13 protein-coding genes and 1 tRNA gene are annotated in these 15,821 nt (G+C 49.7%); 10 read left to right on the top strand and 4 right to left on the bottom strand.

Translation table 11 applies throughout. The features are described from left to right. Positions 1–27: 27 nt before the first annotated feature. The 6 genes from H6B30_RS00275 to H6B30_RS00300 all read left to right on the top strand — a co-directional run bounded on the left by H6B30_RS00275 (position 28) and on the right by H6B30_RS00300 (position 5,223). Positions 28–369: a hypothetical protein gene (locus H6B30_RS00275; RefSeq protein ID WP_205106744.1), complete on the top strand. Its 342-nt coding sequence runs from the start codon at positions 28–30 to the stop codon at positions 367–369. Positions 370–619: 250 nt separating this feature from the next. Beyond that, entirely contained in the window at positions 620–973 is a 354-nt protein-coding gene (locus H6B30_RS00280; protein ID WP_205106746.1) for a hypothetical protein, read from the top strand. A gap of 209 nt (positions 974–1,182) precedes the next feature. Then, positions 1,183–1,620: a hypothetical protein gene (locus H6B30_RS00285; protein WP_205106748.1), complete on the top strand. Its 438-nt coding sequence runs from the start codon at positions 1,183–1,185 to the stop codon at positions 1,618–1,620. 191 nt (positions 1,621–1,811) lie between these two features. Then, complete coding sequence (locus H6B30_RS00290) at positions 1,812–2,786, top strand: BT4734/BF3469 family protein (RefSeq protein ID WP_205106750.1); 975 nt, start codon at positions 1,812–1,814, stop codon at positions 2,784–2,786. Positions 2,787–2,809: 23 nt separating this feature from the next. Then, complete coding sequence (locus tag H6B30_RS00295; RefSeq protein WP_205106752.1) at positions 2,810–3,013, top strand: hypothetical protein; 204 nt, start codon at positions 2,810–2,812, stop codon at positions 3,011–3,013. A 374-nt stretch (positions 3,014–3,387) separates the two neighbouring features. Continuing rightward, on the top strand, positions 3,388–5,223 hold the full coding sequence (locus H6B30_RS00300; protein ID WP_239483420.1) for a DEAD/DEAH box helicase family protein: 1,836 nt from the start codon (positions 3,388–3,390) through the stop codon (positions 5,221–5,223). 1 nt (position 5,224) lies between these two features. Here the strand turns inward: H6B30_RS00300 and H6B30_RS16505 are convergent, their stop codons facing one another. After that, a complete protein-coding gene (locus H6B30_RS16505; RefSeq protein WP_262896789.1) occupies positions 5,225–5,359 on the bottom strand; it encodes a hypothetical protein in 135 nt (44 codons plus the stop codon). A gap of 636 nt (positions 5,360–5,995) precedes the next feature. Here H6B30_RS16505 and H6B30_RS00305 point away from each other — a divergent pair. Further along, entirely contained in the window at positions 5,996–7,348 is a 1,353-nt protein-coding gene (locus H6B30_RS00305) for an AAA family ATPase (RefSeq protein WP_205106756.1), read from the top strand. Between the two features lie 96 nt (positions 7,349–7,444). Here the strand turns inward: H6B30_RS00305 and H6B30_RS00310 are convergent, their stop codons facing one another. Together H6B30_RS00310 and H6B30_RS00315 are read right to left on the bottom strand one after the other, a co-directional pair. Next, positions 7,445–8,713 carry a phage integrase SAM-like domain-containing protein gene (locus H6B30_RS00310; protein ID WP_205106758.1) on the bottom strand — a complete coding sequence of 423 codons (1,269 nt, stop codon included), beginning with the start codon at positions 8,711–8,713 and terminating at the stop codon, positions 7,445–7,447. Between the two features lie 151 nt (positions 8,714–8,864). After that, positions 8,865–8,938, bottom strand: a tRNA-Ile gene (locus H6B30_RS00315). Positions 8,939–9,288: 350 nt separating this feature from the next. Between H6B30_RS00315 and H6B30_RS00320 the strand changes: the two genes are divergently transcribed. The 3 genes from H6B30_RS00320 to H6B30_RS00330 are packed head-to-tail and all read left to right on the top strand — an operon-like array spanning position 9,289 to position 13,666. Continuing rightward, entirely contained in the window at positions 9,289–11,874 is a 2,586-nt protein-coding gene (locus H6B30_RS00320; RefSeq protein WP_205106760.1) for a calcium-translocating P-type ATPase, PMCA-type, read from the top strand. Further along, positions 11,871–12,860, top strand: coding sequence for a riboflavin biosynthesis protein RibF (ribF, locus tag H6B30_RS00325; RefSeq protein ID WP_239483421.1), 990 nt, complete (start codon positions 11,871–11,873; stop codon positions 12,858–12,860). The genes H6B30_RS00320 and ribF overlap by 4 nt, the downstream gene beginning before the upstream one ends. A 14-nt stretch (positions 12,861–12,874) precedes the next feature. Further along, complete coding sequence (locus H6B30_RS00330) at positions 12,875–13,666, top strand: CPBP family intramembrane glutamic endopeptidase (RefSeq protein WP_205106762.1); 792 nt, start codon at positions 12,875–12,877, stop codon at positions 13,664–13,666. Positions 13,667–13,801: 135 nt separating this feature from the next. Here the strand turns inward: H6B30_RS00330 and H6B30_RS00335 are convergent, their stop codons facing one another. Beyond that, entirely contained in the window at positions 13,802–15,811 is a 2,010-nt protein-coding gene (locus tag H6B30_RS00335; RefSeq protein WP_205106764.1) for a hypothetical protein, read from the bottom strand. Positions 15,812–15,821 lie beyond the last annotated feature (10 nt).

Genomic DNA, 15,821 nt, shown 5'->3' on the forward strand with positions numbered 1-15,821 from the left:
GTGAGATAAGATAAAAATTCAAGTTTTATGATAATAAAATGTTTAAACAAATTATTCTCTGATGAAGTACAGTGTTCAGGGAACCGTCAGGATTGTGTTTCTCCAGATGTAATCACAAACAAAGAAAACACAGTAATAGTGCCGGACAAATTCAAGAGGGATATAGAAGCAATTGAAACTTACATCGGCAGAAAACTTGAAAGTGGACTCTGCATTAAGGTTGACTTGTCCGAGCTTCTTACAGTAATACCGAGGGATAGGAAAAGGACTGATGCTTATAACACATTAGTAAAGTTCCTTAAAGACGAGTTCGGGATAGACTTGATTATCAACTCAAAAAAGCAGAGAGGAGATACTCATGAAAAATGAAAAGGTAAGGAACGGCGTAAGAACCTGTAAACACTTTGCCAAATCGATTAAAATCTCCGAAGACGGTTTATTGGTGGAAAAGGAGTTTACAGACCATGAAGATGGGAACAGGTTAACAAGGCTTGGTTCCTTTAATCATGAAGGCAAGAATAGTGGTTCAATTGGGTGCCAAACCCATTAACTACAGATATGCAAAATGACAAATAACAATGAATTACAAACAGATAAGAAATAAAAATCCAAGAATAATATGATGAAAATAAAAAGACAGAACGATAATAAAGCAAGAGTCATAATGAGCAATGGTGACATAAGAGAAGTAAAGTACAAGTCGGAGTTGCTGGACCGGATAAGGGAGGACCTCATTGCCATTGAAAACGAATCGTCGGGCTGTAACCAAGAATCTTTCACCGAGGATGACGTATGGTCGTTTTATGAGTACCTTTTAATGAGGCACAAGGACGACTGGGTGGTGATTGACGATATGAAGGATGACGACGAAGAAGTGGACTCAGACACAGAGGATTCCTATTATGAAGAAGAGTATTTTTATGAGGAGGAACATACTGTCAATGATGAATATGAAGATAAAACTGACTTGTGAATATGGAGGAGCCGTTTAATATAAGTCCACTTTCTATTGGCGATGTATTTACGGTTGGCTTGAAAACCGGACTCTGCATTGAAACGACCTTGCAGGAAATACTTGTAATATGTCCGCGTGAGAAAGTCGTAGTGATGCTTACAAAGGGCTTACAGAATATTTGAAAAGAAGCTACGGAATAAATTTAAGAATCAAATAATAAAGACAAGATGAAGAAAATCTTTTTAGTGGCAAAGGTTCACGAGATGGAACCGGCCACAATCATGAGTGTACAACAGGAAATCCAGAATGTTTTTGACAGTGTTACTGAAGATGAAGGTGAGCGCAGGGTGGTTTTCTCCGCTTGCAATCCGTCCGACAATGAATTCGAGTTTACATTCAACCGCACATCCTTGCAGAACTTGGTTGAGGAAGCCAAAATAAACTCCGCCGATGCCGATACCATAACAGGCACAGGACTAAATGGTTTCAGAATGCCAGAACCATATCCAAGCGCACCGTTCGGAAGTTATTTCAACACATTCATCGAAATTGACGATTTTATTGAAAGCTACAAAAAGTCTGCAAGGATGTTGGGCGCAAGCAGGATGAAAGACATCAAACTGGAGATAACACCAGAGTATGTCAAGTTAAAACTGGTATATTGACAAAATGTAAAAACGTAGTAAAAAGAACAACGTGCCGTCAGGAGTTACCCTCTTGGCGGTTTTTATTTTCTCTTTCTTGAAAAATTACAAGTTGTTTTACAATAAAAATGTCGTTTTATTGCGCAAAATGACAAAAAGGGAAATTCTGAAGCCTCCAAATTCTTACCTGTGAATTAAAAAAAAGATATATTATGGAAGAATTAAATTTAAAAATTAAGAACAAGATGAAGACAATGCAACAAGTAACATTAACCCAGCGTATCAACTACACAAAGTTCAACCTCGGTTATGCAACAGTTGACGATGTAGTGAAAATCATCAAGGAAGGAAATATCTTGATAAATGATTATAGATATGGACAGTACATTATAAAACAGGCTGTAGAGTACATCCGGAGTTTGAAAACAAAAGCAGAACGACAAGAATGGAAAGCAAGGCTGTTACCTGCCGTGGCCTATAATGGTTTGTTCTCGGAAATGGAAAGGCATCATCTTACGCAATATTCAAACATTACGGCCATGGACTTTGACGATATTCACAACTATGACGAAATGTACCATTTATGGAGAAGGCTTATAATAACTCCCTGCGTATATTCCGTTTTCGTTACACCGAGCGGAAGGGGATTGAAGGCTTTGGTTCTTCACGACAACACAGACCCGGCAATGCATGGAGACTTGTACAACCAGTTATTGGATAGGTTCAACATTGTAAACCCTGACACGAGTTGTAGAGACCTGGCAAGAAGAAACTACCTTAGCTACGACCCGAACATATGGGTGAATCCTAATCCCGTGCCTTACCATTACGTACCTACAATAAAACCGATAATCCAAGTACAGCAAGTAAGGCAAGCACAACCTCAGAATCATTATGCTCAAACAGGAAAGAAAATATCTGACAGGAGCATAATAAGCATAATGAACTCTAATTGTAAAAAGAACCATCCTGAATACTGGCAGGAAGGACATAGGGCTTGCAGTATCTTCTATTTGGCTTGTAAACTTTGCAGATGGGGTGTTGAAGAGGATTTGGCTTTGGAGTATTTTATCACAGGCTGGGAAAGCGAAACAATGACGGAAGATGAAATAACAGGTCATGTAACTAATGCCTATAAAACAGAGAAAGACAACTTCGGTACTGTTGATTTTACATTTTACAAATAACATGACAAAAAACATTGCAAAAGATGAAGTTCAAAGTAAGCCGAAGGCAGGTATGTCATGTAATGGTAAAAAACAATAGGATAACCAACTCATGCGGCGTTGGCCTACATCTGACGAAAAGAGAAAAAGAAGTGCAGGATTTTTTCCATAAATTATGGGGTGATACTTATATATGCAGGATATTTGGAGATAAAAGGTTGCATACTGTTAACCATGAAGCAGACTAAGGTGCAGCTTTTTTTAATGAAATACAGGTCGATACTTAAATACAATGAAATCCAATGGTAAAACAGTTGCATCCTGTTAACTTTGAGTTCGTTAATGTGCAGCTTTTTTATGGATGGAACAAATATAAACACCGAGGCAAAATACAAACCACAACATCTTTCTTCTTTCGTTTGAAGTAGGCTTGCGCCGCTTAAGCAAATGAGGCTTAAGCAAATGAATAATAAAAGTAAAACAACAATGCGTTCCGTTAACCTTGTAAATATTGGTGGAACGTACAACAATAACAATTTAAAAGATAGAAAAAATGGAAAAATATTATGATATGCCCAAAGGTTGCAGGTATATGAGTGAAGACCCAAATCTTCTTACTTATTTGCAACAATTCAATAAGTTCATACTCAACAAGACCGTTACAGGCTGTGGAGGAACATCGTTGTTCTTAAATTCAAGTATCGACGTAGTAATAATATCCCCACGCTTGCAGGCGCTGAAGGACAAACACGAACAACATCCCGACACATTCCTGTTCCATTCACCCTATACCAACAACGGGAAAAGGGCGGATGACATAAAGAGGTTGATGTCGGAGTTGAACAATTACATAAGCTTTTGCGGAAGTACACCGTTCACAAATAAGAAATACGCAAAGGTACTCGTAACACTTGATTCATGCGACAAGGTGATTGACGTGCTGAAAAAGAATGCTGCTATCAATAAATTCCTTTTCGTGGTTGACGAGTTCCAGTGCCTCATGGGTGATGCCACTTTCAAGGGAACAACAGACATGAACTTCCTCATCCGGATTGACAACGAGGCTAAAAATATCTGCTACCTCTCAGCGACACCCATACAAGACATGTTCCTTGACTTTGTTCCACAATTTAAGGGCCTTCCGTACATAAAGCTCGAATGGGACCAAGCCGTGCTTGAAGAACCAAACGTCAGGGAGATACAGATGAAGAAGGACGAGAGCGCGGAGAAAATCTGTAGTAATATAATCCGTGACTTTAAGACTAACGGGTATTTTGCGAGGAAAGTGGTAAACGGACAAGTTGTTTATTCAACAGAAGCCTGCATATTCCTTAATGAAGTACGGTCAATCATAAACATAATCGTGAAGAACAACCTTAAGCCCGACGAGGTTACGATATTGTGCTCCGACGGAAAGGTATCAGGATTACCAAAGGGGTTCAAGGCAGGAGGGTTGTGCACAGACAAGTACAATCCACTGAACAAGACATTCACGTTCTGCACCAAGGCATCGTTCGAGGGAGTTGATTTTTACTCTACAAACGCCATGACCTACGTATTCATAAATGCCGGGAAGGAGTGGCAGACCTTGGACATAATGCTCGACATACCGCAGATACTCGGTAGGCAAAGGCTCGACATAAACCCGTTCCGACACGATGCGGTCATATATTACAAGACAAAACCGAACTGCCTTTCGGAACAAGAATTCAGGTTGCAACAAACGGCGATGGAACTTGAAACAGAACAATTCATCAACGGCTTCAACAACGCTCCTGACTCGATGAAGGAAAGACTGATAAAATTAGTCCGTGACAGGGCAGACGACAAGAAGTTCATTGACGATTATGTCGACGTGTTGCAGGTAAACGGAAGGCAGACACTCGGGATAAACACTCTCGTACAGATGGCGATGTGGAACAAATGGCACCAGCGCAGCCACTATTACAACAATTCATGCCAGCTGATGGCAAGCATACAGTCGGCCATAGCGAAGAACGTAAACCGGAATGAAGTAAAGAACTTTGAGGCATGGTATTACTCGGCAAAAGATAATGACAGGCTCAAAGGCTATTCGGATTTTCGCAATACATATACAGAATACGATCCTTTCATCCTGCAAAACCCGTTCATCGACATACGTTATCACGATTGGTATGGTAAATTGGGCTATGATAAACTTGCACGCCTTAACTTTGATGAACAGAAAGTTGAGCAGGAATACAACAGTTTTTGTAATCATGAGCCGATTGCACAGGAATGCAGAAACGTTTTCGAGACAGGCAGATTTTACACAAAAGCTGAAGTGAAAAGAATGCTCCAGAATATTTATGACAGTCTTGGCCTTATAGGAAGAAAGGCAAAATCAACGGAACTAGGGTCTTACCTTAATGCAAAGGAACGTATGATTACCGATGACGAAGGCAACAGGAAGGAAGGTTACGAGATACTGCCGTAATTTAACCGTGTTGTAAAAAGCCGTAAACCGCCTTGTAAAAGACCACATATTGCCCTCCGTTTGACCGCCTTTCATCGTGTAATCTGCCGTATATTGCAAAATCAGGGGTGTAAACTACCAGTCTTATATAATCCATATATAATTTTATATCGGTAAAACACTGTATAACAATGCATTAAGTCGGGAAGTAAAGACAGATAACATTGACACTTGACATCTGATTTACACCCCTCCTAATGACAGTTCACACCCCATGTTAGACAAGTCTACACCAACAAAAAAAAGGACACGAAAAAGCCACCCAATAGAGGGTGGCAATTATTTTTGTCCCTAATCAATCCATGTTGTCATTGTGCCTTTCACTGACTTTTTTATGTTAAGGAATACTTAGTAATCGGCAGCTATAGTAAGGGGAAGAAGCATCTAAAAAAATTGCCATAATAGGAATAACGTAACAGGTATAGGACTGGGTGATATGACAAGACACACCCACCCTTGATAATATATGTTATATGTTAAAACACTGATTCCAAGATAGTTACGCCGTGACATTTTTACAATATGTTATTTTTTAGTGTAAAAATGGTTTTGCGATTGTCATAGTTGTAAATGAATAAACGCATTGATTCTTCCGGTGCAAATTTCCGACCTTGGGATATTGGCGGTTATGGATTTAATACAAATCTTGTTTTCTCATTTTTTAATTTCCTGAAAAATGTGTTTCGTATAAAATCTTTTTATATATTTGTGGCTGTTTTTAAAAATTAAAATTATGACAGAAAAACTCATCACAGATATAGCACCAGTAGTAGTTGACAAAATGGACATAGGCAAGTTGTTCAGTAAAAAGGGAGCTGCTGTAATTGGAACATGCTTACTCTTATTATTAGGTGTTGACTACGTGTTAATGCTCATCCGCACAAGTGGGGAAAAAGATGTTAAACGGCTTGAACATGAAAACAGAATGACCGAACAGGAAGCTGACCACAAAAACAGGATGGATGAAATACAGGCTAAAAAAGGAACCGTGCCAAATACAGAGAAAAAACTTAAGAATAATGATGCCGGATGTGACCTGGAAGAATATACGCCTGCCCAATGGGAAAACTTTGACGATGCCGTGTACAAACATGAAGGAGGACATTCGGAAATGCTGTTCGGCAACTTCATCAAGAAAGGCGGCATACACCTGATTGGCGGTCCGAAAAGCTCAGGCAAGACGATTGTCGTGACTACCATAGCCGAGGGTATTTCCAGTGGCAAGGCTTGCAGCAGCTGGGTTGAAGGTAAAAAATGTACGTCAAGTGGTCAAGCGGGACAAAAAGTGTTTATATATGACCTCGAAATGGAGGAGGATGCACTGAAGGACCGTAACGGCAGGTGTGGGCATAAATTTCCCGGTGTAAAGCGGTGTAAAAACAATGCGTTTACCGTTAATACATGGCTCAAGGACGTAGGCTCCGTCATAGGCAATGAGGCTGAAGACATGACGGTAATCCTTGATAATGTCACAAGGTTAAATACCAATATGACCCAACCGGTTACGGCAAGAAAATTATTTGACGGCATAAAGAACTTGCAAAATAAAGCCAAGCAAAACGGTTTTGTGGTAACATTCATTCTTGTCTGCCACTTGGGTAACGACAGGCAGCCATACACCCCCATAACGCTTAAGGATTTTGCCGTTGCGGACAGTCTTACGACAGGTATGGATAGCATAACGGCCATTTCTCCTTCAAGAACAGGAAACGAGGTTCTCTTCAAGGTTATATGCTCACGACATGATTGCACCACTGACAAGGTCGCCGTCTTGGGTAAAGAAGAAAAGCCGTTCCTGCATGTTGAATTTCTCAGGTTTGACGACGAATGCAATGTCCTTCCACGAAAGAAAAGGCCTGTAAAGAAAACTGACAATTCATGTAAATCGGGCGATATAGGTGTCAGGATGGTAAGTATCGTTACGTATGATGTTGCCGTTGAAATGTCAAAGGATAGAAGCGCGGGAATGACGTTGAAGGAAATTGTCAAGAAGTATCATGATCAAGGCATAGAAAGGCTAAAACATGAAACTCAGGTGTCACGAATATTGAAGAATTTGGCCGAGATTGAGAATGCTGTAGACTGAAATGAGTAAAGGAAGAGCCATACCATTGCAATGAAGAAGTAAGGATTGGACATGGCTCTTTCCTATAATAAACACAATAAACATATAAGATAGAGACTACCTTCCGAACACATATTTTACGACCTTTGCGTTGGCCTTGTTCTCGTTAACGAAGTCGCGCTCAATGTAAATGTCTGTCACCCTCATCGATTCATCTACGTGGTTGAGGGCTGCATGGACTGTGTACTTATCAATGCCGACTTTGTTCAAGGCTATTGTCGCCCATGAATGCCTCGCAGCGTAATATTCCAAGTCGTCTATACCGAGTTGTGAGCCGATTTCCTTCAGGCCGTAGTTGATTGCCTTGTTGAATGCCTTATGGTCGGCGTAGTAATGGTGGAAGTTGAAAAGTCGCTGGCCTGTCTTGTCCTTGTATTTCTCCATCAGTGGCAATATCAGCTTGGGGACAATGACTTCCATCCTTGCACTGTCCAATCGGCGGTCCTTTGTCTTGGTGCGGTTGTAGATTATCCTGCCATCCTTAAATTCAGTGGCATTGTACAGGTCGACGGAGTTCATGCCCATAAGACAGAAAGACATGATGAAACAATCCTTTGCCAAATCATAACGGCAGGTGCTTTTATAACCTTTCACCTTGTTTTTATATGGCAGTTTCCAAATGCTTTTTATCATGTTCCGGTCCAATGCCCGTTTCCTTGTAGCTTCTTGTTTAGGAATTTTGAAATTATCAAAGGGTGAACCGGGTATCAGGATAAAGCCGCTATCATAGTCGTTATAAGCATTCTGCGCTTCCTTGTATAAATGCCTTATGCTACCGAGATAAAGCGACATCATCCTGTTTGACGGAATGCGTTTGCCTGTGGTTCTCATCCGTGCTATTCTCTCGTTCCTTCGTTGGTTAAGATAATCGGAATACTTTTTCAGGAATGCATGGTTGATTTCCGATATTGGCAGGTAATCCCTTTGCATGAACGAAACAAGCGAGTTAATCACCGTAGCATAATTCTTGACGCCCTTGATTGCCGTGTTTTCAATCCATTTACGTGAGAAGGCGATGAAGTCAATATCCTGTTCTTTCCGCTCTTCAAACCTCAACCTCTCGAAAATGTCATCCAACGAGTAACGGTTAAGGTCTATTTGCATGACGTTACACTTTTCCTGATAAGCCGCTACAAGTTTCCCAATCTCTTTGTAAACCGCAGTACCTTTCCTGAAATCACCCGTCTTTGTCAGTTCCTCGGGCTTTACGAACAGACTTGTAGACAGTCTTTTCACCTTCCTGTCCAACGTAAATCTCAACTTTACATTGTACGTTCCGTCAACCTTCTGCTCTCCACTCTTAATTTCTGCCTTGATTGTCAGCATGTTACACGCATTTTAATTAGTCAACAATTAGTCAACAAACAACACAAATGGCATATAAAACGCTGATATTTTGAGCGGACGAAACATCAACCGAAACAAAAGAAAAAGTGCCAACTACCTGAACTTCAAGTAATTAGCACTTCCTTTTCGGTGGGCCATCCAGGGCTTGAACCTGGGACCTCCAGATTATGAGTCTGTTGCTCTAACCAACTGAGCTAAAAGCCCGGTGAAACAGATTAGCTCTGATTTCGGATGCAAAGGTACACTTAATAAATCAAATAACCAAATGTTTTTTGCAAAAAGTTTTAAAATATGATGCCTTTATATTAGGTGTATGGCCTTTTTTAACTAACTTTGCCCATCATTTGGCCGTTTGCGGGCCGGCGGCGGCCTTGTCGGCCGGGCCGACAAAGCGCCGCGGCGGGCATGCAGGAACGTTGCGGCGGGCATGTACGATTGATGCCTATGCCTGTCGGCGGCGGTTGCCGCCGGGTTGCGGCGCTGTCGGGCGCGGCCGTTGCGGGCGTGGCCGCCGCATGATAAGAAAAAAGAAACCAAACACTCAATATCAATAAATGGAAAAAGAAAGTATCACGGAAAACGTCAGGCGCGGGCTATCGTCGGCACAGGCCGAGGAGAGCCGCCGCGCGCATGGTGAGAACGTTCTCACGCCTCCCAAGCGCACACCGCTGTGGAAGCTCTACCTGGAGAAATACAACGACCCCATCATCAAGGTGCTGCTCGTGGCCGCGGCCGTGTCGCTGGCCCTGGCCATCATCGAGAACGAGTTTGTAGAGGTGATAGGCATCTTCCTGGCCATCTTCCTGGCCACCACCATCGGCTTTTACTTTGAGCGCGACGCCGCCAAGAAGTTCGACGTGCTCACGGCCATCGGCGAGGAGTCGCCGGTGAAGGTGTTGCGCGACGGCAAGGTGCAGGAGGTTGGCCGTCGCGAGGTTGTGGTGGGCGACGTGGTGTTGCTCGGCGTGGGCGACGAGGTGCCGGCCGACGGCACCCTGTTCGAGGCCACCGACCTTCAGATTGACGAGTCGGCGCTGACGGGCGAGCCCATCATCTCGAAGTTTACCGACGTGCGCAACGACGGCGCCACCTACCCTTCCAACATGGCCCTGCGCTCAACGATGGTGATGAACGGCAGCGGGCGCATGGTGGTCACGGCCGTTGGCGACGCCACGGAGATTGGCAAGGTGGCCCGCAAGTCGACGGAGATGACGTCGGTGAAGACGCCGCTTAACATGCAGCTCGACCGGCTGGCCAAGCTCATCAGCAAGGTGGGCACGGGCGTGGCCGTGGCTGCCTTTGTAATATTCCTGGGCCACGACATCATGACCAACAGCCTGTGGCACACCGACGACTACCTGCGCATGGCCGAGACCGTGCTGCGCTATTTCATGGTGTCTGTAACGCTCATTGTCATGGCCGTGCCCGAGGGCCTGCCCATGGCCGTCACGCTGGCCCTGGCGCTAAACATGAGGCGCATGCTCAAGAGCAACAACCTGGTGCGCAAGCTGCATGCCTGCGAGACGATGGGGGCCGTGACCGTGATTTGCACCGACAAGACGGGCACGCTCACGCAGAACAAGATGCAGGTGCAGGAGATGTGGGCCGAGGGTGCCGACGCCGGCCTGCTGCGCGCTGCCATCGCCGCCAACTCGACGGCCGAGCTCGACGGCGACAAGCCCATAGGCAACCCCACGGAGGGCGCTCTGCTGCTGTGGATGCACCGCGAGGGCCACGACTACCGCCGGCTGCGCTCTGAAAACGGCGTGGTGTGGCAGCTGCCGTTCTCTACCGAGCGCAAGTATATGGCCACCATCGCCGAGGTGCAGGGCCGCCGCTACCTGTTCATGAAGGGTGCCCCCGAGATTGTGGCCCGCTACTGCGACATGGGCGAGGCCGACCGCGCCGCCCTCCGCGAGCGGCTGCTGGGCTACCAGAACAAGGCCATGCGCACGCTGGCCTTCGCCTGCAAGCCCCTTGGCGCCTCTGTCGACAAGGTAGAGCTCTCGCCGGCAGACGCCCACCTGGCGCTGCAGGGCGTGGCTGCCATCAGCGACCCGCTGCGCACCGAGGTGCCCGACGCCGTGCGCCAGTGCCGCAAGGCCGGAATAGACGTGAAGATTGTCACCGGCGACACGTCGGCCACGGCCATCGAGATTGCGCGCCAGATAGGCGCGTGGGACGACGCCACGCCGGCCGAGGCGCAGATAACGGGCCCCGAGTTTGAGGCCCTGGGCGACGACGAGGCCTACGAGCGCGCCCATGTGCTGCGGGTGATGAGCCGGGCCAGGCCTACCGACAAGCAACGGCTGGTCAACCTGCTGCAGAAGCGCGGCGAGGTGGTGGCTGTAACGGGCGACGGCACCAACGACGCCCCGGCGCTCAACCACGCCCACGTGGGCCTGTCGCTCGGCTCGGGCACGAGCGTGGCCAAGAACGCCAGCGACATGACTCTCATCGACGACTCCTTCGGCAGCATCGTGCGCGCCGTCGAGTGGGGCCGCTCGCTGTACAAGAACATACAGCGGTTCATCTTCTTCCAGCTCGTGGTCAACGTCACGGCGCTGCTGCTCGTGCTCGGAGGCTCCATTGCCGGCACCGAGCTGCCGCTGACAATCACCCAGATACTGTGGGTCAACCTCATCATGGACACCTTCGCCGCCATGGCGCTGGCATCGCTGCCGCCGTCGCACGAGGTGATGGACGAGAAGCCCCGCAAGCAGTCCGACTTCATCATCAACCCCCACATGGCGTGGGCCATCTGCTCTGTGGGCATACTGTTCTTCGCCGCCCTGCTCGGCATGCTGGTATGGTTCAACGGCCGGGGCGAGGTCACCGTAGGCCAGCTCACGGTGTTCTTCACCGTGTTTGTCATGCTGCAGTGGTGGAACCTGTTCAACGCCAAGTCGCTCGGCTCGAGCCACTCGGCCTTCCACGGTTTCTTTGAAGACAAAGGGCTCATGATAGTGCTGCTCATCATACTCGTGGGCCAGTGGGTCATTGTGACATACGGCGGCAGAATGTTCCGCACCGAGCCGCTCACGGCCGAGACATGGGGATGGATCATACTGTGCACCTCGCCCGTGATGATCATTGGCGAGCTGATGCGCGCCGTGTCACGACTGAAGCACAGGCCATGATGCAAACCACGTTTCTCACCCCCGGCACACCGCTGCCGCCCCCCTGCGCCGCCACGATAGGGTTCTTCGACGGTGTGCACAGGGGCCACCGCTACCTCATATCCCACGTCATCGACGTGGCTGGGGCCAAGGGGCTTGAGCCTGCCGTGGTCACATTCGACAACCACCCGCGCCAGGTGCTGCACTCCGACTACCGCCCCGCCCTGCTCAGCACGCCGGCCGAGAAGCTGGCGCTGCTCGGGCAGACGGGAGCCGCGCGGTGCTTTGTGCTCCATTTCGACTCGCGCATGGCCGCGCTGCCGGCCAGGCAGTTCATCGAAGACGTGCTGCTCGGGCAACTCAACGTGCGCCACCTGGTAATAGGCTACGACAACCGCTTCGGCCACGACCGCGCCGAAGGCTTCGACGACTACCGCCGCTACGGCCGCGCCGTAGGCATCGACGTTGAGCAGTGGCAGCCCCTCGAGGTGGGGGGCGTGCGTGTAAGCTCGTCGGTGGTGCGCTCGCTGCTGCTGGCCGGCGAGGTCGACATGGCCTCCCGCTGCCTGGGCTACCACTACACCGTGAGCGGCACCGTGGCCCACGGGCGTCATGTTGGCACGTCGCTTGGGTTCCCCACGGCCAACATAGTGCCCGACGACCCCCTCAAGCTGGTGCCTGCGGCGGGCGTCTATGCCGTAGAGGCCTCCATCGAGGGCGAGGAGCGTCCGTTGCCGGCAATGCTCAACATCGGCACCTGCCCAACGTTCGACGGCACCGCCACCACCATCGAAGCCCACGTGCTCGACTACTCGGCCGACCTCTACGGGCGCCGCATGGGCATAGCCTTCGTCAAAAGGCTGCGCGACGAGCGCAAGTTCCGCACACCGGCCGAGCTCGCCTCACAGCTCCGCCATGACATAGGCCACACCCGCGAAGCCCTGGCAGCCTCCCAAAGCTCCCAGCCCTCCCAGTCCTCCCAGTCCTCCCAGAACTCCCAAAAATAAAAAAGAAGAAAAAAATGAAGAATGCTCTGATATACCTAATAGTTTTCATAGCCATACAGTGCGGCGTCAGCATAGGCGTGCGCGAAGTGTGGCGCATGGTCACCGGCTCCCCCGACATAACCACTATGATGCTCGTTGTGTCGATGACCCTGTTCAGTGCCATCACCATAGCCATCTTCCTGCTCGCGCGGTGGTGCGAGGTAGCCCGCAGCTACGTGCGCTCCCGCCCCTGGACGGCACTGGCGTGGTGCGTGGTGGCCTCCGTCGGCGCCGTAATTCCGTCCACATGGCTCCAGGAGCAAATGCCCGAGCTGCCCAACTACCTGCTCGACGAGTTCTCCATGCTCATGGGCGACCGCTGGGGCTACCTGGCCATAGGCCTGCTCGCCCCAGTGGCCGAAGAGATAGTGTTCCGCGGTGCCATACTGCGCTCGCTGCTCCGCGGCATGCGCAACCACTGGGTGGCCATAGCCATCTCGGCCGTCATCTTCGCCATCATCCACGGCAACCCGGCCCAGATGCCCCACGCCATGCTCGTGGGCCTGCTGCTCGGCTGGATGTACTACCGCACCGACAGCCTCGTGCCGGGCGTGGCCTTCCACTGGGCCAACAACACCATAGCCTATGTGCTATACAATGTATTGCCCGCCCCCGACGCCACTCTAATACAGATCTTCGGCGGCAGCCAGACGCGGGTGCTCATGGCCGTGGGCTTCTCGCTCTGCATACTCGTGCCGGCCATCATCCAGCTCAACCTCAGGCTGAAGAAAGCCGGCGGCAGCCCCACCCCGACATGGAAGCGCTGACGCGCGGCCACAGCAGCCTCATCGCTTAGCAGGCTGCTGCCTGCTAATAAAATGCATGAGGGCCTGCGGGACAATCCCGCAGGCCCTCATGCATTTTATTGGCCAGTTCTCCCAGTCCTCCCAGCCATTCTCAAGTCACTCTCCCGTTCCAGGAGCTTCGTTATAGCTGAAAATTATCCTCCTGCCTATAGATATGTCCACCTGGGCGAGCACCTTCAACTCTTTGTTGTAATACCTCTGCTCCACAAAGATGCCGTCGGCACCGCCGATTGCCTCAAAGCCCTTTGATGCCAAGAATTGCTCAAAGTCGCCCTTGCTGAAGTTGTCGGCGCTGCACCCAACAATCACCTCTCTGAGCATCGACTTGTCGTCGGTCAGCACGTATACTATGTCGACCAGCGGCCTCTTGGGCTCGGCCTTGTCAACAGTGAACATGTTGTCCATCCATTCCGACACCTTGTGGCCGGCCGACTCCTCGTAGGCGTTGATGGCGGTCATCGGGTCGTCAACGTTGAAGCACAACAGCGGCAGGAAGTAGCCGTTCTCGTCTTTTTCAAACACCTGGCCGCCGCCGGTGCCCGGGCCGTCGTCTTTGTTTTTCTTAAACTCCATCAGCCCGCTGTCGTTGAACACAGTCAGCGCAACCTTGCCTGCCTTGTCGCGGTAAACGGTGGCAAACATGTCGGAAGAAACTTGCTCAAAACCGGCATCGCGCAACATGGCCGCAAACTCGCCGGTGAGCAATATGTCCTTCGACGAGGCAAACTGCCTGACCACTGTGAGCCTGTCGCCCACAAACTCGTAGACGGCACGGGCAAACTCCGACTTGCCTGTGAATGTGAATACGTAAGTGCCCAGCGAACTGCCCTCCTCGCGCTTGCTGCCGCGCCTGCCCTCGTATACGAGCACGTCTCTCACCGAGGCCTCGAAGTTGAGCAGCGGCATGGTGTAGCCCGACGTCGACAGGCGCGTCGAGGTGAAGGTCATGGTGGCATACCTGCCGTTGTTGTCGTCGGCAGACCTCACTTCAAGCCTTATCTCCCTGGCCTTGTTGTAGTAAACGTTGCTTTCGCTGTCAGAGTCTTCAAAGCCGTTGTCCGACAGGAACTTCCTGAACGACGTGTTGTCGGGGCTCAGTATGCCTTCCTTGTCTTTCTCAAACTCCTCCACTATCGACATCAGACTGTAGTCGCCTTCCGCCAGCTGGTACTTTCGCGACACATGGGTGCCGTCGCCAAACCTCACCACGAAGCTCTCGCCCAGGGCCGACGTCTCGCCGTAGGTCTCAACCGTGTTGCCGAGGCCCTCTTCGTAAGCCTTTATGTGGGCGGCGGGCTCTGCCACGCCAAAAGCATCCAGGTCGGGGCTCTGCAGGTCGTAGGCCACATCCTCGGCCTTGGGCAAAAACTTCATCTGCGCGTAAACGTTATCGTCGCTGTGCCTCCAGGCTGTCACCTCGAGCTGCACGGGCATGCCTTCCTTGTTGAACACAAACACGTCGCCATCGCTCTCGAGCGCCTTCCATCCGTTGGCGGCGGCCAGTTCCTCGAAGTTTTTGTTAAGCCCCCAGTCGTAGCTGTCGGCAATGGGGTAGATGGCATAGGTCAGCGGCCTGAACAGCAGCGAGGCCAGCTTCACCGCCTTTGTCTCTATGTCCACCAGGTAATACCTGTATGGGTTCTGCGGGTCGGTGGTCTCATAAAACATTATCGACGAGTTGTAGTAGCTCAGTATCCCCTCGTATATAGCCTCGATGTCCTGCATGCGCTTGCTGCCGAGCTGCTTCTCCCTCGAGTCTACCTCGCTCATAGGCATCTGCCCAATGCCGCGGCAGATGGTCTCGGTGTCCGGCCACGAGGCAAACGTCGGGAACGCCGTGGCTTTGCCCGACGACACCACAGCCTGGCTTATGTTTATCCTCTCGAGGCTCTTGCCCGTGGCCAGAGCCCTGAGGTAATCGATGTCTGAATAGTCTATCAGGCCCTCCACCGACAACGAGCTTATGCCGTCGGCCACGGCCCCCACCTTCTCCTCCAGCTCACCGGGCCGGTCGGTGGCCACCATCAATTCCTGTGCACTGACATGCAATGCCGCCATGGCCATTGCCACGGCCACGAGCACTCTGTAATATACCTTGCCCATCATTGTCCTCCTT

Origin of the sequence: Marseilla massiliensis (genome assembly GCF_016899955.1) — a bacterium.
Classification (GTDB): Bacteria; Bacteroidota; Bacteroidia; order Bacteroidales; family Bacteroidaceae; genus Prevotella; species Prevotella intestinigallinarum.